The 25,410-nt window shown below is 41.5% G+C and carries 23 protein-coding genes and 1 tRNA gene; 10 read left to right on the top strand and 14 right to left on the bottom strand.

Annotated features, from left to right (window positions below):
- Window positions 1–940: 940 nt before the first annotated feature.
- The 3 genes from NSTC731_RS04455 to NSTC731_RS04445 form a co-directional block, all read right to left on the bottom strand.
- Window positions 941–1,156 carry a DUF2839 domain-containing protein gene (locus tag NSTC731_RS04455; protein WP_445629794.1) on the bottom strand — a complete coding sequence of 72 codons (216 nt, stop codon included), beginning with the start codon at window positions 1,154–1,156 and terminating at the stop codon, window positions 941–943.
- Between the two features lie 21 nt (window positions 1,157–1,177).
- A complete protein-coding gene (locus tag NSTC731_RS04450; RefSeq protein WP_445629793.1) occupies window positions 1,178–1,312 on the bottom strand; it encodes a hypothetical protein in 135 nt (44 codons plus the stop codon).
- A gap of 216 nt (window positions 1,313–1,528) precedes the next feature.
- On the bottom strand, window positions 1,529–3,079 hold the full coding sequence (locus NSTC731_RS04445; RefSeq protein WP_445629792.1) for a helicase C-terminal domain-containing protein: 1,551 nt from the start codon (window positions 3,077–3,079) through the stop codon (window positions 1,529–1,531).
- A gap of 132 nt (window positions 3,080–3,211) precedes the next feature.
- On the opposite strand from NSTC731_RS04445, the gene NSTC731_RS04440 reads away from it, so the two are divergent.
- Window positions 3,212–4,174 carry a M48 family metallopeptidase gene (locus tag NSTC731_RS04440; RefSeq protein WP_445629791.1) on the top strand — a complete coding sequence of 321 codons (963 nt, stop codon included), beginning with the start codon at window positions 3,212–3,214 and terminating at the stop codon, window positions 4,172–4,174.
- A gap of 221 nt (window positions 4,175–4,395) precedes the next feature.
- On the opposite strand, the gene NSTC731_RS04435 is transcribed toward NSTC731_RS04440, so the two are convergent.
- Both NSTC731_RS04435 and NSTC731_RS04430 read right to left on the bottom strand, forming a co-directional pair.
- Entirely contained in the window at window positions 4,396–5,280 is an 885-nt protein-coding gene (locus tag NSTC731_RS04435; protein ID WP_445629790.1) for a lysostaphin resistance A-like protein, read from the bottom strand.
- 148 nt (window positions 5,281–5,428) lie between these two features.
- Window positions 5,429–5,866, bottom strand: a complete 438-nt coding sequence (locus NSTC731_RS04430; RefSeq protein WP_094350106.1) for an AbrB family transcriptional regulator — start codon at window positions 5,864–5,866, stop codon at window positions 5,429–5,431.
- 1,471 nt (window positions 5,867–7,337) lie between these two features.
- On the opposite strand from NSTC731_RS04430, the gene NSTC731_RS04425 reads away from it, so the two are divergent.
- Window positions 7,338–8,342 carry a succinate dehydrogenase/fumarate reductase iron-sulfur subunit gene (locus NSTC731_RS04425; protein WP_445632015.1) on the top strand — a complete coding sequence of 335 codons (1,005 nt, stop codon included), beginning with the start codon at window positions 7,338–7,340 and terminating at the stop codon, window positions 8,340–8,342.
- Window positions 8,343–8,421: 79 nt separating this feature from the next.
- On the opposite strand, the gene NSTC731_RS04420 is transcribed toward NSTC731_RS04425, so the two are convergent.
- From NSTC731_RS04420 to psbX, 4 genes are all read right to left on the bottom strand, one after another.
- Window positions 8,422–8,946 (bottom strand): TolB family protein, encoded by a 525-nt coding sequence (locus NSTC731_RS04420; RefSeq protein ID WP_445629789.1) that lies wholly within the window; start codon window positions 8,944–8,946, stop codon window positions 8,422–8,424.
- Between the two features lie 75 nt (window positions 8,947–9,021).
- The gene (locus NSTC731_RS04415) at window positions 9,022–9,582 is read right to left on the bottom strand and encodes a TolB family protein (RefSeq protein ID WP_445629788.1); all 561 of its coding nucleotides are present in this window, start codon (window positions 9,580–9,582) and stop codon (window positions 9,022–9,024) included.
- A 47-nt stretch (window positions 9,583–9,629) separates the two neighbouring features.
- Window positions 9,630–10,547 (bottom strand): Ycf66 family protein, encoded by a 918-nt coding sequence (locus tag NSTC731_RS04410; protein WP_445629787.1) that lies wholly within the window; start codon window positions 10,545–10,547, stop codon window positions 9,630–9,632.
- 248 nt (window positions 10,548–10,795) lie between these two features.
- On the bottom strand, window positions 10,796–10,915 hold the full coding sequence (gene psbX, locus NSTC731_RS04405; RefSeq protein ID WP_013189728.1) for a photosystem II reaction center X protein: 120 nt from the start codon (window positions 10,913–10,915) through the stop codon (window positions 10,796–10,798).
- A 289-nt stretch (window positions 10,916–11,204) separates the two neighbouring features.
- On the opposite strand from psbX, the gene NSTC731_RS04400 reads away from it, so the two are divergent.
- Window positions 11,205–11,498 (top strand): YggT family protein, encoded by a 294-nt coding sequence (locus NSTC731_RS04400; RefSeq protein ID WP_094350101.1) that lies wholly within the window; start codon window positions 11,205–11,207, stop codon window positions 11,496–11,498.
- Window positions 11,499–11,576: 78 nt separating this feature from the next.
- Here NSTC731_RS04400 and accC read toward each other — a convergent pair whose 3' ends face one another.
- Window positions 11,577–12,920 carry an acetyl-CoA carboxylase biotin carboxylase subunit gene (gene accC / locus NSTC731_RS04395; protein ID WP_445629786.1) on the bottom strand — a complete coding sequence of 448 codons (1,344 nt, stop codon included), beginning with the start codon at window positions 12,918–12,920 and terminating at the stop codon, window positions 11,577–11,579.
- Between the two features lie 474 nt (window positions 12,921–13,394).
- Between accC and NSTC731_RS04390 the strand changes: the two genes are divergently transcribed.
- The 5 genes from NSTC731_RS04390 (at window position 13,395) to NSTC731_RS04370 (ending at window position 18,420) form a co-directional block, all read left to right on the top strand.
- A tRNA-Leu gene (locus tag NSTC731_RS04390) sits at window positions 13,395–13,475 on the top strand.
- A gap of 182 nt (window positions 13,476–13,657) precedes the next feature.
- The gene (locus NSTC731_RS04385) at window positions 13,658–14,287 is read left to right on the top strand and encodes a chorismate lyase (RefSeq protein ID WP_445629785.1); all 630 of its coding nucleotides are present in this window, start codon (window positions 13,658–13,660) and stop codon (window positions 14,285–14,287) included.
- 479 nt (window positions 14,288–14,766) lie between these two features.
- Entirely contained in the window at window positions 14,767–16,536 is a 1,770-nt protein-coding gene (locus NSTC731_RS04380; RefSeq protein WP_445629784.1) for a DUF3352 domain-containing protein, read from the top strand.
- Between the two features lie 241 nt (window positions 16,537–16,777).
- The gene (gene ccsB, locus NSTC731_RS04375) at window positions 16,778–17,839 is read left to right on the top strand and encodes a c-type cytochrome biogenesis protein CcsB (protein ID WP_445629783.1); all 1,062 of its coding nucleotides are present in this window, start codon (window positions 16,778–16,780) and stop codon (window positions 17,837–17,839) included.
- Window positions 17,840–18,111: 272 nt separating this feature from the next.
- Window positions 18,112–18,420, top strand: a complete 309-nt coding sequence (locus NSTC731_RS04370) for a KGK domain-containing protein (protein WP_322697496.1) — start codon at window positions 18,112–18,114, stop codon at window positions 18,418–18,420.
- 85 nt (window positions 18,421–18,505) lie between these two features.
- Here the strand turns inward: NSTC731_RS04370 and NSTC731_RS04365 are convergent, their stop codons facing one another.
- Window positions 18,506–19,849, bottom strand: coding sequence for a TMEM143 family protein (locus NSTC731_RS04365; protein WP_445629782.1), 1,344 nt, complete (start codon window positions 19,847–19,849; stop codon window positions 18,506–18,508).
- 353 nt (window positions 19,850–20,202) lie between these two features.
- Between NSTC731_RS04365 and NSTC731_RS04360 the strand changes: the two genes are divergently transcribed.
- Complete coding sequence (locus tag NSTC731_RS04360; protein ID WP_445629781.1) at window positions 20,203–20,952, top strand: Uma2 family endonuclease; 750 nt, start codon at window positions 20,203–20,205, stop codon at window positions 20,950–20,952.
- Between the two features lie 603 nt (window positions 20,953–21,555).
- Here NSTC731_RS04360 and NSTC731_RS04355 read toward each other — a convergent pair.
- The 3 genes from NSTC731_RS04355 to NSTC731_RS04345 form a co-directional block, all read right to left on the bottom strand.
- A complete protein-coding gene (locus tag NSTC731_RS04355) occupies window positions 21,556–23,196 on the bottom strand; it encodes a tetratricopeptide repeat protein (RefSeq protein ID WP_445629780.1) in 1,641 nt (546 codons plus the stop codon).
- A gap of 105 nt (window positions 23,197–23,301) precedes the next feature.
- Window positions 23,302–23,598, bottom strand: a complete 297-nt coding sequence (locus NSTC731_RS04350; protein WP_445629779.1) for a hypothetical protein — start codon at window positions 23,596–23,598, stop codon at window positions 23,302–23,304.
- Between the two features lie 78 nt (window positions 23,599–23,676).
- Entirely contained in the window at window positions 23,677–24,570 is an 894-nt protein-coding gene (locus NSTC731_RS04345; RefSeq protein WP_445629778.1) for an ATP-binding protein, read from the bottom strand.
- Between the two features lie 162 nt (window positions 24,571–24,732).
- On the opposite strand from NSTC731_RS04345, the gene NSTC731_RS04340 reads away from it, so the two are divergent.
- The gene (locus NSTC731_RS04340) at window positions 24,733–25,317 is read left to right on the top strand and encodes an Npun_F5749 family FMN-dependent PPOX-type flavoprotein (RefSeq protein ID WP_445629777.1); all 585 of its coding nucleotides are present in this window, start codon (window positions 24,733–24,735) and stop codon (window positions 25,315–25,317) included.
- The last annotated feature ends 93 nt before the right edge of the window (window positions 25,318–25,410 follow it).

Genomic DNA, 25,410 nt, shown 5'->3' with positions numbered 1-25,410 from the left:
ATTACCAGACACATGATATTGAGTCATGAATTGACTACTTTGTTTAGGGTAGTGGATCGGGATTTTGAGGGCCGTATCAAACTATTCAGTTTGCAAATTCAAAATCTCGGACAGAATTGCTAAATTTAACTATATCTTTATACACTTCTGTCAGGGTAGATTCTTAGAGCAAGAGATCCGCTTTAAGAGTAACTTAAATTTAGCACTAGTCAACTACAGAAAAGCTACATATTTGGTTTTTATTGGCTATGTGCAGTCAAATACACTGTTATTAAACGCTATAATGTAGTTTTCCATCGTTATACTGTCTCATGCTTAGATGTTTAATCTGTTCTGTTTATAACGTAGATTTTGGTATAGACAAATGATTACTTATACTAAATTCCTTCCTCCTATATATATAAAGTTAAGCAGATAACAGTGCGAATTCTAGCCTAAGTAGTTGCACAAGCATAAACTAAATAGTTTATACTCAGGTTACGTACATAGGAGACAACTGTGAGTGTAGAATCCACAATGGGAAAACTTAACACTGACAATATCTAAACTCAGCAAAGTATTGTTGCCATTTAGGCAATATTTCTAGTTATTTTGAGATTATTTTCAAAAACTTGCACAAACCAAAGCACGATAATTTAGAAGGATTCTTATCTTAATTTGGTTTTGCCAAATTTAATGCATATATAATATATTTCGATTATCTATCCAAAATGAGTAATTATTTTTTATTAATAACTCAGTTAACTAATTCGTAATTCCTCATAATGCTTTTTACAAGAGGCTACGCATAGCTTGCTTTCCATAGGGTACGCAAACTCCCCACCGTTGCGCTAATGTAATTTGTAATTATTGGCAAGACACTTGGGCGTTATTGTCTTTTTTAGCAGCCTTGAATTAGTTGGAGCCTAGATATCCAACTAATTCAATTATGAATTAAGAATTAATAGACTACTTGCCACCAACCGAAAGCTGGACCGATAAAACGGATTGTTAACCATCCAACAATCATCAGACCAATGCCTATCCAAGCACCACGAGTAGTCCAAGTGACAAATTGTTCGCCTTGAGTTTTTGTGATCGGAACCCAAGATAAGATCCGAGTATCTTTACCGTATGTTTCCCCTAGTGCGGTTTTACGACGTTTTGCTTCACCCATAATCAGCAACTCAAATTTTACTTAGGTTCTAAATTTATTTTGCCAGGAATCATGCCTACTCCAAAGGCGATGAATCGCATCACCTTCCATAAGCTGATAATAATATCTTGCTTCTTTGCGATCGCGCTTTGCTTCGTCAAAATTTAAATTAGGCATTGGGGAGCCACTGCGGTCTTCTCCCTTGGCGCTAGCCTCTCACGAATGGGAGAAGGGGAGACGCTTTAGCGCATAGCGTAGGCGGCAAGCGAGTCCGCGAGCGTCTGGGGTCTCCCCAAGTGGAGGAGGCAGTGCGGTCTTGGGGTCTCCCCAAGTGGAGCAACTGCCGTCAACTGCCGTCAACTGCCGTCAAGTGGCGTCACTGGTAACTGAATTTTAAGCAGAGTTTTCCTCATCGGTATTGGAAAACAGGCTGGGATCGAGATAGTTAATGCGTGCTAGAGGACTTAAAGCTGCGAGAATTTGAGCGCCGTAGCTACGGTTAACTACACGACTATCAAGTAAAGCTACAATTCCTTGACTTTCTCGTACTGGAGCGATCGCCCGTTGTAATTCATTCAAGGCTGCTGGCAACAAGTATAAACGGAACCAATCTTGATGCGATCGCTTATAAAGAGCTACCCTACCAGCTACCAGAGGATTTTCTAAAGATGGTAGGGGCAAAGTCGCAATGATTAACAGATGAGGTGCTGGCAAAACTCGTTGATGTTCTCGCCAAAATTCCCAACCGCTAATCAAAATACCATTCTCATCTAAACAAGTTTTTTCTACTTGCACCCGCGAACCAAACTCTGAAGCCAGAATTGCCGCAACTTGAGCCTTTAGTGGTACATCCCCCACCAAGACAACCGTTAATCCTGGCGCTGTCGCACTTAGACAAACCAGTGTGCGGACTTTGTGAATAAATGCCGCTTGAAATTCTGGCGTGTTGGGTAGAGGCAACTTATAGGGTACATACAGTTGAATTGCTTCCGCTTGATTTTCCGAAGAGAACTTCAGGCAAGTTAAATCGTCCAAACCCAAGCGCTGGCGGAAAAGGGGAGCCTCAGTTTCCGGTTCGATAGCGCTGCCAATTAAAACTACTGGTTGTCGCTGCCAAATCGGCGAGAGTATTTCCCCTAATTCCATTGGGGCGTAGTGCAAAGAAAATAAACCTTGTCGATGGGCAATAGTCGCCCAAAAGAGAGCAGGGGGGGAAAGATTTTCATCAAGGGTTTGAAATTGTTGCCAGAATTTTTTCCAAGGTTCTGGCAGTGCTTGTACTGACTCTAAAGCCAAATACAAACGGCCTAAAATTTCTATTTCTGGCTGGGAAATTAAATAACACTGATATGGATTTGCAGGATGCTGAAAAAGTTCGTGTGTTAGTTGTATCCGTGCTTCGCGAATTGCCTCAGCTTGGTTTGGACAAGCCAGCATGAGTTGCTCCCAATCATCGGGTTGAATATCTTGAGTAAGTTGATGACGCACCCAATCTTCAAGATCGTCTACCCCATCAATAATTGTGGGAATGCCTTGGGGAAAGCGTGAGTCACCAGCTAACTGTCCTTTTAACCAAGCTTCTGGGGAGGTCAACAGTAGCCCTTGGAACTGGGCATCAGGCCAAGCATCACCTGTCCTAATCGATTTATTGGTTGGTAGCCACTGCTGTAGACGGGGAATTTCCACCCGCAGCAGAAGTTGCTGCACTGTTTCTTGAGCAACAATAATTACAGGACCATGCCACATCAGGGCTGATGCTACAAAACTAGTACGATACCGCCCTTGATAGCCACTAACTGCCCCTACTTGAATTAGGGCGCTACGTCCCAGGCGCAAGGCGCGTGCTACCAACCGTGCCATCGTCAAATGATGGGGCCAGGAAGGGAACCCCGCTTGCGATCGCAAAAAGTTATGTAGTGACAAATGAACTTCTGCCTCAATCACACGCTTTCAATTCCATACAAAGTGATTTTTACTTCCAATTGCCCCATTTCTATTATCTTGTCATTTGTCATTTGTCCTTTGTCCTTTGCTAATGACCAATGACCAATGACCAATCACCCAATATCCTAAATTATGCCAACTTACACAGGAATTTCCAGCGAAGCCTTCAGGCATCCACTAGATCGCCAAGCGGAGCAAGCTTTACGAAATTTGCCAGGATTTGATTTAATCGCTCGTAAATTTGTGGAATTTATCTACGAACGCCCTCAATTAGTCTATCTAATGGGTAACAGCATCCAAGTCGGGCCGCGTCAATATTCCACTATTTACCAGATGTTTCGGGAATGCGTCCGAGATTTGGACATTTACCCAGAACCAACACTGTTTGTCTCGCAAAATCCCCAAGCAAATAGCTATGCGCTGGGGCAAGAGAATCCTTACATAGTCATAAATACAGGGATACTAGACTTACTAGACGAAGCCGAGATGAGGACGGTGCTAGCTCATGAACTAGGGCATATTAAATGTGGTCATACTATTTTAATTCAAATGGCGATGTGGGCGATGAGTGCTGCTTCGGCCTTTGGAGAATTGACCTTCGGCATCGGTAATATTCTCACACAAGGCTTGATTTACGCCTTTTTTGAGTGGCGGCGCAAAGCGGAGTTATCGTCAGATCGCGCTGCACTACTAGTGATGGATGACTTAAATCCTGTGATGTCAACGATGATGAAACTTTCTGGTGGTAGTAACAAATATGCCAATGAATGTAGTTTACAAGAGTTTATCAAGCAGTCAGAAAATTATCAGGCATTGGATGAAGATGGACTGAATCAGATATATAAATTCTTGATCTACAATGGCGCTCAGGGTATGATGTTGAGTCATCCTTTCCCTGTTGAACGTTTGCATTACTTACGGTCGTGGGCAGTATCTGAAGAATATCAGCAAATTCGCCGAGGAAATTATCAGCGATCGCCTGCTTCCGGATCGGTAAATGTTTCAGCAGAATCTTCCGAAAATCAAACAGAAAGTTTGCGCCGCCAAATTGAAGAATTACAACGAGAAATCGACAGAATCCGAAGGTCTGAGTAGTTTTGAGTACTAAATAAAGATTAGTAGGGTGGAATACAATACTTCTCGCTTTGTGCATTTCTAACTCGGAATCGGGTTTGGGTTAAAGGTTTTTCCTTTCCCCTTTTCTTCAAAATCCGAGAGTATAGGGGTGGAATAGTACCTTCTAAATCGTTGGATTTAAATTCCCGACTTCTTGAAGAAGTCGGGGATTTGCGTTAACAGACATCATCTATGGGAAATTAAAATATTTGAGAGTTGAACCAGATAATTACTCCAGTTCCCAATACACAAATAATTCCCGCCAAGCCAGCTAAGGGTTTTTTATTTTTACCTGTGAACCAGTCAGAGACAATACCAGTGTAAGTAATTAGTTCTGCTGTATCTATGGTAGCGATCGCCCATACCCATCCTGCGTGCAATCCCCAAGCTAAACCCAAATTACCGCTAGAGGCAAAGCGTGCTAACACTAGCACCATTCCCATCAGCCATAATCCAGGAAGTTGGGGTACAGTTTCACGTTGCTCCCAAACCAAGTGTAACAAGGCAAAAATCAAGCTAGAAATTGCTGCTGCTACCCAAGCTGGGTAATCCTGTGCTAATTCTGTGAACAGGAAACCGCGAAAAATTAACTCTTCTATCCCAGCGACTAACAACGCTATCAAGAAAATCGGTAGCAAGATGGGTAATACTAACTTGAAATTCGACTTCTCAAAAGAACACCAACCTAACCCGAATTGCCCACTAAAGACAATAGTTAGACTCAGCACTCCCAAACTAAAACCTATTGCTAAAAAACCAAGAGTTGAAAAATTGACAACAAAGCCGTAATCTGAAAAAGATTTATTAGTCAACCAAACAACTCCCCAGAGGATCGGGGGAGCTAATAGATAAAGTGACACCAATAACGGCATTTTTTGCTCTGGCTGTAAAGGTTTAGGAGGTTGCCAATTAAGCAATATTGCTGATACTGTTGCTACTGGCAACCAGCAAACTATCCAGCAAACAAAAAATGCCGTCACTATAACTAGTGGCGGTGCATTTTCTCTAAACGCCAGTAAGGCATTGCTCGAAGACTCAAAGAAAGTTATCAAAATAAACAAAAAAACACGATAGACTTCTTGCATTATAGATTTCTTGCTGATTAATCAAGACTCTACTAATTTTGGTAAATTCTGCAAGGGGTCTAATCGTATTTTTTACCTGGCTACCAATTTGCTGTCGGGGTAAGGACAAGTTATCATAACCTGAAACTTATCCCTACCATTAGCAAATTTACTCTTCGTCTTCTAAATCTTCGTCTGATTCGTCAGAATCTATATCTTGTGAGGTTAGTTTTTTATCGCTTTCACCTAGTTGAATCAGGTGAATATGTTTGTATCCCAGCCTAATTTCAAACTCATCTCCAGCCTTCAAGCCCATTGCTTTGGTATATGTAGCACCAATTACAATCTGACCATTTTGATGGACACTAACCCGATATGTCGGTTCACGACCACGACCATCTTTAGGCGCTTCTGGACTTAGAGGAATTCCCCTAGCAGATAGCAAAGCGTCATAAAAATCGGTGAGATTGACACGAACTTGATTATTCTTAGTAACAGTGTAATAGCCGCACTGTTTAGCTCTTTCTCGGCGTGGTAATGTGGAAAGTTCTTTTACTTTAGCAAGTAGTGCTTTTCCAGTTAATGGCGCGGTTGCAGTTTCAGTCATTATGCTCAAATTTTCCTTACTCTCTCCAAACTGATAAACTATGTAGTCTCATGCCAGCATTTAATTTTTTAGCATTTGCATAGAGCTACTGAAGACCCTAATGTAACGGGTGAATTCCTGCCGATAGGAGCCAAAAGCACTTCTATATATGGTTGTCTACAACCAACTAGAGGCCATAGTTGCCACAGACATTAATTTTGGTGATGTTACGGCACTTTTAACCATTATTAGCCATCAGAAAGAAAACTATTTTCTTCTTTAGCGCTACTGTAGCGGTGTAACTTTCAGCCACCATTACAAATGAGGTTAGGTTCTACTGCAAATAAGTCGTAGACCCAAAAAATTGCAGGTTTTTCACTTTCAGTGCTTGCCTTTCTTGCCAATGAGCAAGTAGAGTTTTCTCCACTCGTCCTTTCAAGCTTAGGACAGCATAGTATTTCAATAGAGTCCTACGGGTATACACCCTTTTGTTCTACCAGTAGAGACGCGAATTTTCTTGTCTCTACATTACGAATCAACAAAGCAGTAGTAACCGCGCTGATACGGCTATTGATTCTGGTTTTGCTACTTCGTAATTTTATATTAAATACTAGCATGGACTAATAATAGCAAAATAGTTGTTTAATTTTGAATTAAAGTTGCTGGTAAATTTTTATTTAAATTCCTGGACTTGAAAGTTGAAAAAAGCAGTGACGATTTTCTTAACCCTTTATGATTACAAGCGCGAGCATTGCTATCTGGCTTTGAGAAAAATTTATATATTGAGACGAGCAGTTTTGACCAATGAGTTCAATCCCATATTTTGTTGATTGAGAGCAAACCAAAAAGCGAAAAGTCTGGCACCTGTGGGTTTCGCGGTACTCTAACTTTTTTGAAAGTGGTGAGGATTTTTCCTCGGTTTATTATCTTCAGGTCAAAAGCGGCCAGAGGATTTTGCACGTCTGTCTATGGGATGAACAAATCTCTTAACATCTGCCTAGTGCTTGATTGCCACTACTATATATTAAACATGGGCTTTCAAACTTCTATATAATCAAAAAATTCTGTCAAGTGGTAGCGAAGGTGGAATTTTACTGTCAGGACTGCTTGACTCAAGTTGACATCAAGACATATTGCTAACTTCCCATGCATTTCATTTGGATAGGATCGCTAGATCAAAGATCAACTGAAGTTACTTTTGAAGGAAACTCTCTTTCCTTTAGATTGCCAAACAGGTAAATTCAATGCAAAGCTGCGATCGCATTTTTGGCGTTTTAACTGAGAATTTGACAAAAATCTTGCTTACAGCGCTACTACAAGTAAAATTTTAATGGTTATCCTTAAACTAGAATCAGTCGCCCTTTAATCGTCAGCCTATTAACACCAGGGTTTGAATTAGGGGCAAAAAGTATAACTCACTTTTCGCAACTAGCTGCTTTGACTCATGATTGTTGAGGCTGGTGAAGTAATTTTAAAATTTTGGTTAGTAGTTATGGAAGTTATTTTTAAGGTCATTCGACAGCAACAAAATTCCTCCCCTGTTGTGCAAACCTACATTGTAGAGGCCGAACCAGGTAATACAATCTTGGATTGCCTCAATCAGATTAAGTGGGAGCAAGATGGAACTTTGGCATTTCGCAAAAATTGCCGCAATACTATTTGTGGTAGCTGTGCTATGCGAATTAATGGGCGTTCGGCTTTAGCTTGTAAAGAAAATGTTGGGAGCGAACTTGCCAGATTACAACAAATACCATCATCTCAAAGTAAAGTAAATGCTATTGATGAAATCACGATCGCACCTCTTGGCAATATGCCCGTGATTAAAGATTTGGTTGTAGATATGAGCAGCTTTTGGAATAATCTAGAGGCAGTTGCCCCTTATGTGAGTACGGCAGCACGACAAGTACCAGAAAGAGAGTTTTTGCAAACACCACAAGAGCGATCGCGCCTCGATCAAACTGGTAACTGTATTATGTGCGGTGCTTGTTACTCTGAATGCAACGCTCGTGAAGTTAATCCAGACTTTGTAGGTCCCCATGCCCTTGCCAAAGCTTACCGAATGGTAGCAGACTCCCGCGATAGCGATACCGAAAATCGTTTAGCAAGCTATAACGAAGGTACTAAAGGCGTATGGGGTTGCACTCGTTGTTTGTACTGTGATTCTGTTTGTCCAATGGAAGTTGCACCATTAGAACAAATCACCAAAGTTAAACAAGAAATTCTCACCCAGAAAAAAAATAGTGATAGTCGTTCAATTCGTCACCGGAAAGTATTGATAGATTTAGTTAAAGAAGGTGGTTGGATTGATGAACGTCAATTTGGTTTACAAGTAGTTGGTAATTATTTTCGGGATTTAAAAGGATTACTCAGTCTTGCACCCCTCGGTTTGCGGATGATCCTCCGGGGTAAGTTTCCTTTATCATTTGAAGCTTCTGAGGGTACGGAACAAGTGCGATCGCTTATTGAATCTGTGCAACAAGTAGAAAACAAAAGTTAAAAGTGAGGAGGGAGTAGTGAGGAGTTAAGAGTTAGGAGTTAAAATTCTTCACTCTTAACTCTTAACTTCTAACTGTTGTTCAACGTGGCTCTTGAGGTATATTTAACGGCTGTCCATAACGGTCATATACTAAAATATCCCACTGCCCGTTGTTACTGGATTCAAAAGCAATCCTGCTACCATCAGCGCTAATTGTAGGGTTGCGGACTTCCGCTTGCAGGTTATTGGTCAAATTCCGTGATTGGCGTGTTTCTCGGTCGTAGAGAAAAATAGCCGATCGCCCCTGACGGCTAGCAGCAAACACAATATAACGACCATCTTGTGAAACGCTAGGATGATTTGCGATCGCATCAAAGGAATTTAAACCTGGCAAATCAACCAAATCACGAGTTACCGTATCAAACATATAAACATCTTGGCTACCGCGTCGGTCAGTAATAAAAACAATGTATCTCCCAGAAATTTGGGGGTTTAATTCCGATGCTAAACTATTAAGACTCCGACCCCCTGGATCAAAGGGATAACTCAAAATCCGAGGGTAGCCAAAACACCCAGTCAATAAACTTAAACAGAAAAATATAGGTATAAAAAAAACACGTTTCATATAATTTAGTCATTAGTCATTAGTAATTAGTCAATAATCTCACAACTCCTAACTCCTAACTCCTAACTTTCTCCCCTACGGAGGTGAACCCACAGTTGCACCGTTGGGAATATCTAACTCAATATTTGGCCCTCGGTCTAGAACTTCAATATCCCACTGACCACGAGTGGCGGTTTCAAAGACAACATAACGTCCATCTGGACTAATATTTGGTTTTCTGATCCAGCCGCGATAAATTGGCGTGACAATTTGTGACTGTTGCGTGGCGCGATCGTAAAGCGCTACCACTGGTCTTCCCTGGTCACTAGTAAGATAAGAAATATAACGTCCGGTGTAGCTCAAACTAGGACTTTCGGCAATTGTCTCCTGTCGGTTTATCCCCGGTGTACTAATAAACAGTTGCCTCTCCAAATCGTACATTAGTAGCTGCTGATTACCATTCCGATTAGATACAAACGCTAAAAAGCGCCCATTTCCACTCAAAGCAGGTTGCTCCTCGGTGTAGCGACTGTTAAGAGAAGTAGGCCCTATAGGAATATCGTTAGAACCACAAGATACAAGCAAACTTGTTAAACCAAAAACCAGGCTCCAATGAATTGGTCTTTGGAGCCAAAATGCAGGCGTAAATTTTTCCACCTCAACTGTTTTCCGTCGCCTTTAAACCTATTTGCACGCCAACTGTTTTAAACATCGTCATCAAAATCGGTCAAATTATCTGGCCCCTCATTTGGTTTTTCAATTGGGTTGTATGGTACATAATCGGTTGGGATCGCATCATCATCTTCGCGCGGTCTTCGAGAAGTTGAGTCAGTGGGGGGACGACGCCTTCTCGGTCTGGGAGAAACATCATCTTCACGACTTTCGGGACGCTGTGACCCGTTATTACTACGGCGAGAAGGTTTTCTAACTTCCCCACCTGAATTTTCCCAATCATCAACTTGCCTAGAAGAAGAACCCCAGTTCTCTTCTTCAAAGCTTTCAGAAGGGCGATTTACAGGACGCCCAGAAGTCCGCCGGCGGGTTCTATCAGATGGAGTCTGTCTTTCACTAGTGCTGCTGTTGCGGCGTTCTGTACGACGGGGAGGTTGTTCCTGATAGTAGTCATCACGAGTTGAAATCTCATCCCTGCTACCGCGAATCCGGGGACGCACTGGGCGTTCTTCCTCGTCTTCATAAGGCAGTGGATCTAAGTCTGCCTCCATCTCAGCCTGATAGTTTCTGCGATTATTGTACGAATAGCGATCGCTAACTGGTCGGTCTTCGTCCACAATCGGAGTGTTGCGCTTTGCTTGCTGAGTAGCTATACTTCGCAGACGAATACTTTCAACTGCAAAAAACACAGTTGTGCCAACTAAAAGCAGTTGACCAAATTGTAAAATCGGGTCTAGCCGCCATCCTTGAAAGACGAGAATAAAGCCGCAAAGTAAGCCGACTGCCGCAAAAAAGATATCTTGATCCCGTGACAATTCCGGACGCACAGTGCGGAGAAAATACAGTGCTGCCCCAGCCACAGCCAGGAAAATTCCTAGAATACTGGCTGAGTTTGCCCCAAAATTTACCTGAGCCAGAAAACTGGCTGAGTTCAGCCCAAAATTTATCATTGCTGTTTTCCCAATATCAAATCTATGTTAGCGAGTCACAATTAAAATCACTACTGTAATTAGGCACGATATATTGAAGCTTCAAAGCCTCTGGCAAAGAAGCTCTGAAGCTATTCACCGAAAAGTAAAAACGTCTATGTCTGTCAGCTACAACTGCCACCAGTCGCAGTTTATGCTGCTTTTAGTGCAATTTAAGTAGATACTTGACAGACAATCGATTACGAGAGCTAATTTAACTCTCATAAGCATTATGAACGCTGTATTTTATCTTTTTGGCTAATGAAAATTAGACCAACAGTAGCGGGTATTACAACAATTGCTGTACCCCATACCAGACTCCAAAGAAAATTTGCTAAAGAAGGCGTCATACTTCTCAACCTTTTTTTACACACTTCATCCTAATTTTAATAGTGTATTACTTTCTTGAGAAGCCTCTAACTCTGAACTGCCAAACTTGGTAACTTCTTTCACCAGTTATTGAGTTAACTACATGGGCGAGTTCGCTTTTCTATTTCAGAAAGAAGTGACAGCATTTAGTTAAAATGATGATCGGAGTGCTTTACAAAGCTTAAAATTTTGTAGCTATGTCTACGCAAAGCGCAACTTGCCTGTGCCTAAGTTTTTTCTTTTTTTACAGATAGATAGTACCTAAAACCGATGACTGGTGTTAACCTGACTGCTTGGATTCTTGGCCCTGTGTTAGGGGTTATGACATTCTTATTTATATTTCGTATCATTCTCACTTGGTATCCGCAAGTGGATTTGAATCGTTTGCCCTTTAATTTAATAGCTTGGCCAACTGAGCCATTTTTAATACCTTTGCGAAAGCTGGTGCAACCTATAGGTGGGGTAGATATTACACCTATTATTTGGGTTGGTATCTTCAGCCTGCTGCGAGAAATCCTGTTAGGTCAACAAGGATTGTTGACTATGCTATCTCGTGTTAATTAGGGTACAGGTTACAGGGGACAGGTTACAGGTTATAACCCTGTCCCCTGTAACCTATAACCTTTTTCCTTTCCTACTCTCCTACCCGTTCATTTCCTGCACAAAATTTGTATAGACATTACCCTGTAAAAACTGTGGAGTTTCCATAATTTTTTGATGAAACCCAATGGTGGTAGGTAATCCAGTAATGGCACATTCCCGCAGCGCGCGTTTCATCCGGTTAATAGCAGTGGATCGGTCTGGTGCCCAAACGATTAACTTGCCGATTAAGGAATCGTAGTAAGGTGGAATTTGGTAATCTGTGTAAACGTGGGAATCAATCCGTACACCAGGCCCTCCGGGGGGCAGATAGCTACTGATCCGTCCGGGAGAAGGGCGAAAATCATGGTCGGGATCTTCGGCGTTGATTCGGCATTCGATCGCATGACCTCGTAATACTACTTGGTCTTGGGTAAGCTTGAGTCTTTCACCTTGAGCAATGCGGATTTGTTCGGCAACTAAGTCTATCCCAGTAATCATTTCTGTTACAGGATGTTCTACTTGAATCCGGGTATTCATTTCCATAAAGTAGAATTTACCGGATCTATCCAAGAGAAACTCAATAGTACCCGCCCCACTGTAGTTAATGAATTGGGCAGCTTTGACAGCAGCTTGTCCCATTTTTTCACGTAGGTCTTGGTCGAGAGCTGGACTTGGAGCTTCTTCTAACAGCTTTTGATTCCGGCGCTGAATTGAGCAATCCCGTTCGCCTAAGTGGATGACATTACCGTAGTTATCCGCCAAAATTTGAAATTCGATGTGGCGGGGACGTTCAATAAATTTTTCTATGTAAACGCCAGAATTCCCAAAAGCTGCTCCTGCTTCGCCTTGGGCTGCGAGAAAAAGTTTCACAAATTCGTCTTCAGAACGAACTAGGCGCATACCCCGTCCACCGCCACCTGCTGTAGCTTTGATCATCACTGGATAGCCGATATCCTTGGCGAATCCTAATCCTTCTTGCTCGGATTCTACCAATCCCTCACTACCTGGTACCGTCGGGACTCCAGCTTTTTGCATGGTTTCTTTGGCAGTGGATTTATCGCCCATCTGTCTCATAGCTTCTGGAGTTGGGCCGATAAAAGCAATATGATGGTCGGCACAGATTTCCGCAAACCGGGCATTTTCTGCCAAAAAACCATAACCTGGATGAATGGCAGTAGCATTGCGCGTCAGTGCAGCAGCAATAATATTGGGAATATTCAAATAACTTTTACCGCTAGCAGGTTCGCCAATGCAAACAGCTTCATCAGCAAGTTGGACGTGGAGAGCATTACGGTCAACGGTGGAGTGAACCGCAACTGTGGCAATTCCCATTTCTTCACAGGCGCGGAGAATGCGAAGGGCGATTTCTCCCCGATTGGCAATTAATATTTTGTCAAACTTCATTTTTTAGTTTCGATATCATTACCAGTAGATTGACATTTTCTCTGATCCAACTTGAAACAACGCTTCCGCATTATTTCAAATTATTGCAGGAGATTCGCCACCCTGATCCTAAGCAAACTCGCATATTGCAGGCTTGCTGCGTCTACGAGTCTTACTACACTAACAACATTGCTGCTGTAAGTCTTGGCTAGACTACCAAGCTGGGCTTTTGCGAAGCCGATAGCGAGTCAGACGCTCCTACGTCGCTATCGAGCGTCATAGCCTGTCGTCGACACCACCTACAGCAGACGGATACGCGATCGCACCCCGCCGAACACAGTAGCTCTACCCTTTTCAATATCACTTGTACAGCTGCTAAATTTCTGTCAGTCTGATACCGCCTTGAGAAAATTTATATTTTTGAAGCAACTGAATTTAGATATCACCTTACTATAATTATTTTCTTATGCTATAGTCTATCTTTAGAGAAACCATGCGGATGTGGCGGAATTGGTATACGCGCACGCTTGAGGTGCGTGTGGCTTTGCCTTGGGAGTTCGAGTCTCCCCATCCGCATTTTTGCTTGTTTAAGTATAGGGTCAATAGTTATAGGTTAAAAAACCTTAGACTGTTGACCCTTAAATATTAAGTTTGCTTTTGAAGCACTTCAGTGCTTACTAGATATTAAGTAAAGTTGCCTTGTCAAAGTACTAGTCCTTTATGCTTTTATAGAAATAGGTGAAGTTTTGTAAAAAGCATTGACTATTTCTTTTACGCCGACAAACAACCTAACATCGCCACCACCTTGGCATCGCCTCACTCCGATTTGGCAAGGAGGGGAGGAAATAATTCAACAAAGTTTACCCCACACTCAGCTAGCACCTGCATGGCAGCTAATGCTCTTGGGTGACGGCTCTCCAACACGTCACTTAGAATTGCTCACAGGTGAGCCTGTAGAAGTAGATATCATTGATATGTCATTGATTGGTATCGACTTGGATGCTGCTCCTGAGTTAATCCAAGCTGTCCCAGAACCGCGATTACGGCGACAAGTATGGCTGCGTACCGCTTCTGGTCAACGATTAGCTTATGCTACTTCGTGGTGGGAAGCCAGTCATGTCGATGAGTATTTACAAAACCGTTCATTACCAATTTGGGCAAGTTTAGCTCGTCTTCGCACAGAATTGTATCGGGATGTTCGAGGAATTTACTACGGTGACTCATTGGCACTAGAGTCCGGTTTTGGTGTCACTGGGCCTTTTTGGGGTCGTCACTACTTGTTTTGGCATCATGGGCAGCCACTGACATTAATTTATGAAGTTTTTTCACCTTATTTAACCAAATATTTGGGGCCTATGCAGTTGAGTGCTGCTAATGCTGAGGCATAGTATTTTTGTATCTTTTACAGTGCGCCCCAGAGTATAGGAATTTTACATTAATGACTTTGAAGATGGGTAATCTATGTAAAATCCCGGACGCTAAGTTGATCTTACTTAAATCAAGTCAGTACCACAGATAGAAGCTCTATAAATAGAAGGTAGTCTGGGTTACAGATGACTTGCAGCTTTTTCAAGTTAGTTATATCCTCAAAGTGCTTGAAATGAACTATGTTAACTTTCGGAGACTTTCTAAAAAAGACAGCAGTTTTTAGAAATGTCCAGCGAAATTCAAGAAAGCGTGTTAAAAAAGGTAACTAACCATTAAAACACCGCTTTGAAACAGTAAAGAACGGTTAATTACCGAAATATCATCAATGTCTATGGTGGAAAAATTTATGAAATTAACTACCTTAGATCGCAAGAAACTTTTTGGTTGACTTAACCAATTTAGCAAGTAATGAGTTTGGAAATATGAGGTACAGGTTTCAATGGCACCGCCTCTTGTGTCTGTTCAGATGAAGAAAAATAAGAAACCGTCTTTGGTGCTGACGCTCTCGGCTGCTGGGTTATTGATTGGTGCGGGGAGTGTGGCCTACTGGTTGTTAGCCCAGAGACAAATATCTTCTAGCGATTTGCTAGTAGGTGCAAATATTATTCCTGGTGATGCCCTGTTTGCGGTTTCCTTAACAACAGATCCCCAGCAGTGGCAGAAATTGCGGCAGTTTGGGACAAGAGAAACCCAAACAGAACTGGACAAAAATTTAGTCCAGTTACGCGATCGCTTTCTGACGAATAATGGTTACGACTTCCAGAAAGATATCGCTCCTTGGGTAGGCGATGACGTGACGATCGCAATTCTTGCCCCAACAATAGGGAATAAACCTGCACCCAAACCAGTTACCACCAATGAAGATGCTGCTAGCGATCAGCAGTCGATGGTAATGGTATTGCCAGTAAAAAATTCAGAAATCGCCAAAAGTATTTTGGCACAACCCAAAATTCTTAAACAAGGCAAATGGAGCGATCGCACTTATCAAGGGATCGCCATTAAACAAAGTGAGGGACAAGCAGGGCAAAACTTCTCGGCTGCATTACTAGATGGGCATTTTTTAGTCATAACTGATAGTCCCAAAGCCACAGAGCGAGCGATCGATGCTTACAAAAATAAAACATCCCTAGCGACAACGGGCGGCTTTGCTGAGAATTTCCCAAAAATTGCCAATTACCAACCCTTTGGACAGTTTTATGTAAATGTGCCAACAGCAGCGAAAATAGCCGCGGCTTCTCCAAACCGCCCTTTGCCTGCTCAAGTTTTGGCTCAACTGCAAAATAACCAAGGTTTAGCAGGGACAATAACTTTAGAGTCAGAAGGAATCCGCTTCAAGGGCGTTTCTTGGTTAAACCCTAATAGTCAACGCGTGCTGACAGTGGAAAACAAAGCTGGGAAAATGCAAAGCCGCATACCAGCCGAAACCTTAATGATGCTTACTGGTGGTAATTTACAGAGGTTGTGGAGAGACTATGTTTTAACATCTCAGGGAAATCCTTTATCACCGATCGCACCAGAACAGATTAGAGGTGGGATAAAATCTCTTACCGATCTCGATTTGGAGAAGGATTTGCTTAGTTGGATGAAAGGGGAGTTTTCTTTATCAGTAATTCCTGCTACTCCAAAAGAAGGTTCACCAAATGATTTTCGTGCAGGTTTGCTGTTCATGGTACAGACAAACGATGACTACGGCGGGCAAAGCCAACGCAAATTAGCTGAAGCATCCATCAGCAAGCTGGATGAAGTGATGAAAAATCAATACCAGTTCCAAGTGCAACCGGGGAAAGTCGCAGGTCAACCCGTTGTTAACTGGGTATCACCTTATGGTACGTTAACTGCTACCCACGGTTGGTTAGATGGAGATGTCGCTTTCTTGGTAGTGGGCGCTCCCATCACCGATAAAATTGTTCCCAAACCTAACTACACACTAGCTGGCACTCTTCCCTTCCAACAAACAGTTCCTACAGAACCCAATCCGACAAACGGTCAATTTTTTCTGGATGTGGAACGAACTGTGAAAAATTTCCCTTTACCAACTCTAATTCCCAATCAAGAAACTTTGCTAGATGCAACGCGCACAATTGGGATGACATCTGCTGTCAGCGACAATCGTAGTAACCGTTACGATATTTTTATCGAACTTAAAAAAGTTACTAACGCAACTACATTGCCTAGTCCAGAAAAGAGTAAGAGTAACTCTGTTAGATAGGCAGTGGGAGGAGGGGAGCAGGGGTGCAGGGGAGCAGGGAGACAAGGGAGACAAGGGGGAATTATTGAACAAGTCTCTCTCTTGTCTCCCCCCTCTTCCTTATCTCCCTTGTCTCTTCTTCATGTTCAATGCCCAATCCCCATTCCCCATTCCCAATCCCCCATTCCCGATTCCCCTCTAAACATATAGGATCAAAACAGTCAGAATCGATATTTTAAATCATCCACGGAGAGAAGACTTTATGAATTTGGTTGTACTCCAGAACTGGCTGGACAATGCGTCCTTTGCCATATTATTCCTGACAATGCTGGTGTATTGGGGAGGAGCGGCTTTTCCAAATCTGCCTTATCTAGCCGCTTTGGGGACAGCTGGGATGGCGATCGCAAATTTGTGTATAGCTACTCTACTAGGGGCACGATGGATCGAAGCTGGTTACTTTCCCTTAAGTAATCTCTATGAATCTCTGTTTTTCTTAGCTTGGGGAATTACCGCTGTTCATCTGATTGCCGAAAATAGTAGCCGTAGTCGCTTAGTAGGAGTTGCGACATCTCCGGTGGCAATGGCTATTACTGCTTTTGCTACTATGACACTACCATCTCAGATGCAAGCGTCAGAACCCTTAGTACCTGCTTTGAAGTCAAATTGGCTGATGATGCATGTCAGCGTTATGATGCTGAGTTATTCTGCTTTGATGGTGGGTTCGTTATTAGCGATCGCTTTTTTAATTGTCACTCGCGGTCAAAACATCCAACTACAAGGCAGTTCTGTTGGTACTGGTGGCTATCGCAGCAACGGCTACCGCTTGCACAAAGCATCTGAACTAATTTCTCAACCACCAACCCCTGCTGTCGAAAATAACGGCTTTGCTCGTTTTGAAACTAGTAGCAACGGCAACGGTAACGGAAACACCGCTGTTTTGAATTTAGTAACTACCCCTGAATCGCCAGCCGTTGCATCTGCTGAACCTCTTTCACCCCAGCGCCTTAGCCTTGCCGAAACTCTCGACAACATCAGCTATCGCATCATTGGACTAGGTTTTCCCCTGCTGACAATTGGCATTATTGCCGGTGGCGTTTGGGCTAACGAAGCCTGGGGTTCCTACTGGAGTTGGGACCCGAAAGAAACTTGGGCATTAATCACCTGGTTAGTCTTCGCTGCTTACCTTCACGCCAGAATTACTCGCGGTTGGCAAGGGCGCCGTCCGGCAATTTTAGCCTCTGCTGGTTTGCTTGTAGTTTGGATTTGCTATCTCGGTGTGAATCTTTTGGGTAAAGGTTTGCATTCTTACGGTTGGTTTTTCTAAGAACCTCACTAAGACAGTACTGAGTGTTGAGTATTTTACTTTTACTAATAACTCAGGACTCAGTAAAGTCTTGCGTAAAACTATGGTGAGTTAAGTATTTAAGTTGAAACACAGAGGGGTGAAGAGTTTTTCTTTGCCCCTTTGTGCAACACACAAATTATTACGATAATAACCAAGGACTAATGACTAATGACCAATGACTAAATTATCATTTTATTTCGGATGAACTGTTATATCTCTGGAAAATATAAATTGATTAACAGGAGATTTTTATGGAAGATGGATTCGAGATACTAAACCATGATGAAGTTGTGTCTATAAAACCGGACACTTTTAATAAGTTAAATATTGCTAAAACTTTTAAAGTCCGCGATTTGATTACAGCAATTAAGGAATATATTGGAGCAGAAGAAACCGATGAAGTAAATTTGTATACTCAAGGATTAAATTGTGAAGTTTTACAATTTAGTAATTTGGGATGGAAAAAAGGAAAAGTGAGACTTGCTTTAGAGTTTTGTCCTGATGAATCTGAGTCACCACTTGATGAAATTTTTCAAAAACTCAAACAAGTGGAAAATTAATACTCAATAAGCAAAATATCCCCAACTTCTTCAAGAATTGGGGGATATGCGCCTCTTGATGTTTACAAATAACCGAGAGACTAAACTACAAAATTATCCCGTTATATCGAAAAGCATTATCCCAAACATAATCAATTACTGCTTTAGCTTCATCCAAAGGTAAAACGTGACATGCTCCTTGGCGATCGTAGGCTAGTAAAGGGACTTCTGGTACTTTGTCTGTTGTTTTGCTATTTTGAATTACTTGGCCGCGAATATCTTCTAGATTGCTTAGAGGCCCTTGAATATCAAAGTTAATCTTTGTGCCTAATTTATTGTCCATCCAAGTTTCAATGCGAGAATCTAATTGTTGAGGAGTTAATGGTGTGGGGCTAGTCAGTAAGTGATAATATGCCAGAATAATTTCTTTACATTCTTCTTCTTCTGCTAATTCCAGAAACATTTGAAAAACACTATGATTGTTCCCTAAATTCTTGAAAAATAGCGTATCAGTTACAATTTTTTGAAATTTAATTTTTTTATTTTTGTAATTAGTGTATTGCGTAAAGGCAAATCCACCCAAAGCGATCGCTAATGATAAAGCTGCCACCAAGACGGGCATAAAATTTCTGACTTTATCCAACTCTATATTTAATGATTCAACCCAAAAAGTAACGTTTAGTACTAGTAAAATTGCAGCAACTATTAATAATAAATTCGGCAACGTTCTTAATATCAAAGGAATTGCCGCGCCAATCGCCGGAATTCCAAATAGTAACCGATCTTTCCAGGTCATACTTGTTTTGACATTGGGAAAGATTAAGTCAACATCTAGTTTGGGAATATTTTTGTAGAAGTAAACATACATCTTACCGGGAATGAATTTTAATTCTTGGATCTTGTCTTTCTTGGCCCGAAAGTAAGCTGCTTCTTTGAACTTGACTAATAAAACAATCCGTTCAAAAATATCAATCGTCTTTTCTTCTTGCCAAAAGAAGAATTTTTTTACCGAAATTTTTTTAGAACTATCACCCCGGTAATAACAAATCAAGCGATCAAAATCCTCAAAATTTACTTTAGTTTTCAATTCAATAAGAGATTTTGTTGCCAGCGCTCGTTTGAGAATCGATTCAGGTAAAAGAATATAATTAGCTCTTTCAACAATATGCCCAAAGGCTTCAACTACTTTCAACTCCATGTCATCATATTGCTCGAATGTTGGTGGAGTTACTGGTTGAATCTCTGCATTAGGGTTAAAGGGTACGTAGTTATCTTTGATAACTTCTAAGGTTTTGTGGAAGCGAAAGTGATAGTAAGCAATGAGGATTTGGCAGAAATCTTGAAATTTTTTGACATCAGCTTCATCTAGCTGACCGTCTTGCAGGCAAAGTTTGATAATATCACTGCGAGTGTAGGGAATAAACGCTTCTCGATTTTCGGAAACAGTCATATTCAAAGATGAATCAGAATCTAACTAGGGTTTGCCACATCCCACGAAAACGTCGGCCATAAGACATTATCTCTTCATTGGCAACTAAATTCTAGTATCTTGGGTGGTAAATCTAGCAGTTTTTTCTTGAGTCGAGGGAAAAAGTGAGTAGGGATATTTGCTTTGCCTTCCACATCTCCAATGCGTTCTGTTATTTTCAAAGACTGATTGAAAAGTGCGTAGGCGTGGCCCGCACTTCGAGTGAGCTTCAGTGACCATCGTAGACATCGCTCGGCATAGATCCAGATTCTCTCACCTAAATTACCATCAAGATTCATTTATAAAATAAATAACTGAGAAACGGTAAATCCATCATGGTAAATTACGATCCATCAGCTCGTTTGCCCTCTTCAAAAGAACTACCTGACTCTGACGATACTCCAGTAGATAATCAATTACAAAAATCAATTCCTGATTTACTCAGAAGCGTATTAGCAATGGCTTGGGCAGAACGCATGGATTGGTTTTTTGGTATTCGCATGGGTATTTATTATGACCAAAATTTACCAGCGATAGTCCCAGATGCGTTTTTGAGTTTGGGTGTAAAGCGATTTTATGATGAAAACCTCCGTCCCAGTTATGTGCTTTGGGAAGAAAATAAACTACCGATATTAGTATTTGAGGTGGTATCTCAGATAGATCGTGGTGAGTACTCGACTAAGAAAGCAGAGTATGCAAGATTGGGGTTTTTGTATTATGTAGTTTACAACCCATTTCGTTGCGACAAGCCACGTTTAGAAGTTTACAAATTAGTTAATAATGCTTATGAATTACTTAATAGCGATCGCATTTGGTTGCCAGAGATAGGTTTAGCGATTGGCATAGAACGAGGAACTTATCTAGGCATTTCCCGCGAGTGGTTGTATTGGTATGACGAGCAAGGTGAACGGTTTTTAACACCAGAAGAACAAATGAAACAAGCTCAACAAGAAGCCCAGCAGGTTCTGCAAGCACAGCAAAAAGCTCAACAAGCAGAACAAAAAGCTCAACAAGCACAGCAACGCACCCAATTATTAGCAGAACAGTTGCGATCGCTTGGCATAGATCCTGATTCTCTTTCCTGAATTGCTGTAAAAACTCATTAACGAAGCTCAAAGGTTCATTAACGAAGCTTTGAGGTTCACGAATGAAGCTCCGAGGTTCATCAGCAAAGCTCTGAGGTTCACGAATAAAGCTCAAAGGTTCATCAACGAAGCTCCAAGGTTCGCGAATGAAGCTCAAAGGTTCATCAACGAAGCTCTGAGGTTCACGAATGAAGCTCTGACGTTCATCAACGAAGCTCCGAGGTTCATTAATGGGGTTCAAAGACTCGTCTGCGAGTATCAAAGACTCGTCCGCGAGTAAAAAAGACTCGTCCGCGAGTAAAAAAGACTCGTCGCCGAGTATCAAAGACTCATCCGCGAGTAAAAAAGACTCGTCGCCGAGTATCAAAGACTCATCCGCGAGTAAAAAAGACTCGTCGCCGAGTATCAAAGACTCGTTCACGAGTATCAAAGACTCATTACAGCAATTTTCATATATTTAAAAAACACTCTCGCTTTCTTCTCTGCGCTTTTGCGCCCACAGTTCGCGTAGCGTCTTCGATAGGAGAAGTTTTGATCGGCAAAAGCCGCGCTTCAAACTTCTCTCTGCGTGAGACAAAAAACTTTAGGTGCTGTAATTACGAATTACGAATTACGCATTACCCTATCAAGACTTGCACTCACACTTTCAGCATACGGTGACTGCAATCGTTGCAAAATCTCTAAAGCTGGTTGCAAATAGGATATCGCTTTAGTGTATTCACCCTGCTGTTCTGCCAAATCTCCTAACCTCCACAGAGTCATTGCTTGAGTTCGGACATCTCCAATGCGTTGAGTTATTTCCAAAGACTGATTATAGAGTGCAATCGCTTTATCCACTTCCCCTTTGTTAGCGTAGATATTTCCCAGACAGTTCAACGTCGCCGCTTTGCCTTGGACATCACCAATGCGTTGAGTTATTTCCAAAGACTGATTATAGAGTGCGATCGCTTTATTCACTTCCCCTTTGTTGGCGTAGATATATCCCAGATTGTTCAACGTCGCCGCTTTGCCTTGGACATCTCCAATGCGTTCTCTTATTTCCAAAGACTGATTGTAGAGTGCGATCGCTTTATCCACTTCCCCTTTGTCGGTGTAGATATATCCCAGTTCGTGCAACGTCGCCGCTTTGCCTTGAACATCACCAATGCGTTCATCAATTTCCAAAGACTGATTGTAGAGTGCGATCGCTTGATCTACTTCCCCTTTGTTGGCGTAGATACGTCCCAGTTCGTGCAACGTTGCCGCTTTGGTTTGGACATAACCAATGCGTTGACTTATTTCCAAAGACTGATTGTAGAGTGCGATCGCTTGATCTACTTCCCCTTTGTTGGCGTAGATCATTCCCAGTTGGTGCAATGTCGCTGCTTTGGTTTTGACATCACCAATGCGTTCTGTTATTTCCAAAGACTGATTGTAGAGTGCGATCGCTTCATCCACTTCCCCTTTGTTGGCGTAGATACGTCCCAGTTCGTGCAACGTCGCCGCTTTGTTTTTGACATCACTAATGCGTTGACTTATTTCCAAAGACTGATTGTAGAGTGCGATTGCTTCATCCACTTCCCCTTTGCTAGCGTAGATACCTGCCAGTTCGTGCAACGTCGCCGCTTTGCCTTGGACATTATCAATGCGTTCTTTTATTTCCAAAGACTGATTGTAGAGTGCGATCGCTTGATCCACTTCCCCTTTGTTGGCGTAGATACCTGCCAGTTCGTGCAAAGTTAACGCTTTGGTTTTGACATCACCAATGCGTTCTGTTATTTCCAAAGACTGATTGTAGAGTGCGATCGCTTCATCCACTTCCCCTTTGTCGGCGTAAAGAATTCCTAGTGCGTGGAGAACGCTAGCTTTGATTCCTGCTAAATTTTCATCTTCTTCAGTTAACTTTAAAGCTTTTAGCAAAAAATCTTTTGCTTTTTGTACCTCACCAATACTCCTATAAGCTACCCCTAACTCCTTCAAAATACTAATGCGAGTACGTACATCTGTTGATTCTTCCATTAGCAAGCGTTCAAGTAAATCAATCCGCTCTTGCCTTTCTGGTAAATCTAAACTTCCTAATATTCTCTCAGACTGAATAGTTTTTTCAATAGCCAACTCTTGAGTAGACTGGACTGTTTGAAAATAAAATACTCCTTTTCTCCATGCCCAAAAATCTGGGGCATATTTTGCCAAACGTGTTAGGGCATGATCTGGCAGAAATATCAGTATAGGGTGAGGAACACTATTAGTAAAAGCGTCTCGCACAAAGTTCAAGTCTTGCAGTACAGGCGGATATTCTCCAGATAAACCAATAGACTTTTCTAAGCCGATAACAATTAAAACTAATTTTTTATCTGGTTCTAAATGAATTTATTTTAAATCACGAATAATCTCATCCCTTAAAAAACGCAGATTAGGATCGGCAAAATTGAGAAGTTCAAACTGAATCTCATGACATTGAGGATGATTGTTGAGGATTTCAATTAAAGTATTTCTATCTTCTGCAAAGTTAACAGCAACGAACCCAATCGTTAACTGAGTGTCAGCAAAGTCAATAAAGGTTAACAGTTCCGCTAATGACTGCTGATTTATTTGCACAAAAGTTTCTTTTTCTAAATTTAACTCAGGGGTTACTTGTGACTGATTTGACTGCTTCTTGGAAAGCATGGATTTGCCTCACAACTGGATTAACATAATTCCAGCGATTTTTGCCGTTGTACTCAAAAACCCAAAGATTGAACAGCATTAACCTGCCGATTTCATCTTTAGAAACATCGGCACAATATTGGGTGTATCGAAGGAATTACTCAAATTATTTTCCGAATAGACTATAGAAATTGGCGCTGTATAGATAATCGTACAATGTAGACTTTGTAATTGAAATGCGTAATCACAAAATAAATGTTTAGCTACATTTGGAGGAACCCTGTCTAAGTTATCAAAAATAATTAAAAATCCCTTTTCGTATTCAGGATATTTTGATTTAAGCTTGACAAAAGCATCCCCTAGCAACAAATTTATATCCGCTTGTAAACGACCAATATCTTTTTGTAAATTCTGCCGAACCGTCTTTCTTTGTTTGTCAGCACCTTTAATTTGAGCTTGTATTTTACTCAAGAGCTTTGAAATAAAGGGAATCTTTATTCCTGCTTCTGCTTGAACACCAACACTTACTGACCTTTCAACTGTTTGTTCAGTTTCTTGAGTAATTTCTTTAAACCAAGACTCAAAATTATTTAAAAGTTGTGCATCAAAATTTAATTCCGATGCGTATAGTACATCAGCAACTTTTTTAATAATTACTAAATATAAATCTGTGTATTCTGCGTCTAATATATCTAGTTCAGCGTCAGCTTCTATATAAATAACCTTATATTGAGATTCCCATTCTCGTTGAATCTTCCTTAATTCTGTACTTTTACCGCATCCTCGATGTCCAGTAAATAGAAGGCTGCAAAATTCTGCGGGTTCAAGAAAACTTAAGCGAGTTTTAATAGTATTAATTGCTTCTGTCTTGCGAACTTTTGATAAATTAACATAATAACGTTCAATATCTCTATTCGTTACTAAAGGAGCTACATCACAAACACGAAAAGCAGCTTTAAGAGTATTAGCACGATTAGCGGGTAAGGAATTCATTAGGTATTATTTATATTAAGAATTTATATATATTACAGCAGCAAAATCTTAAAGCTTCTTGGCGTTAGAGAACTTTTAGGAATCACTAGCGCTCAACCAGGAGTATTGAAGTGGTAGGATGTTCAGCAATACCTGGCGTTAGATTACCAACAGAATTGTATAATGTCTCTTGCTCCTTGGCGAGGTGCGATCGCTCATGCACTCCATCGCAACCGCAGCCTTGTTTATGCCCGTTACCTGCAACTAGCAACGCTACAAGCTAATGGTCGCCCCACTAATCGCACCTTAGTATTTCGCGGCTTTCTAGAAGATACAAACCAGCTAAAATTTATCACCGATAACCGTAGCGCCAAAACCGATCGGATACAGCAGCAACCTTGGGCAGAAATTTGCTGGTACTTCCCCAATACACGAGAACAATTCCGCATCACTGGCTGTTTAACCCTAGTAAGCGGTGACGATCCCGATCGACATCTACAGTCAGCGCGGATCGCTATGTGGCAAGAATTGAGTGATGCGGCGCGTTTACAGTTTGCTTGGCCGCATCCTGGTAAACCCAGAAACCAAGAAGCAGGAGCCTTTGAGCCACCAGCACCCGATCCGGTTGAGCCAATGGCTAATTTTTGTCTACTGCTACTAGATCCGGTGCAAGTAGACCATTTAGAATTACGCGGCGAACCACAAAATCGATGGCTTTACCACCGTGATGACCAGCAAGAGTGGTCTAGCCAAGCGATTAATCCTTAAATATTGGAGTAGAGAGGCGATTAATTGCGTCTCTACAAAATGTTAGGAGTTGGAAATTGCAAACCTGCATTTATGATTTTTATTCCTCACTCC

Source organism: Nostoc sp. DSM 114167 (assembly GCF_052692655.1).
This window is presented reverse-complemented; position numbering and strand designations above follow the sequence as displayed.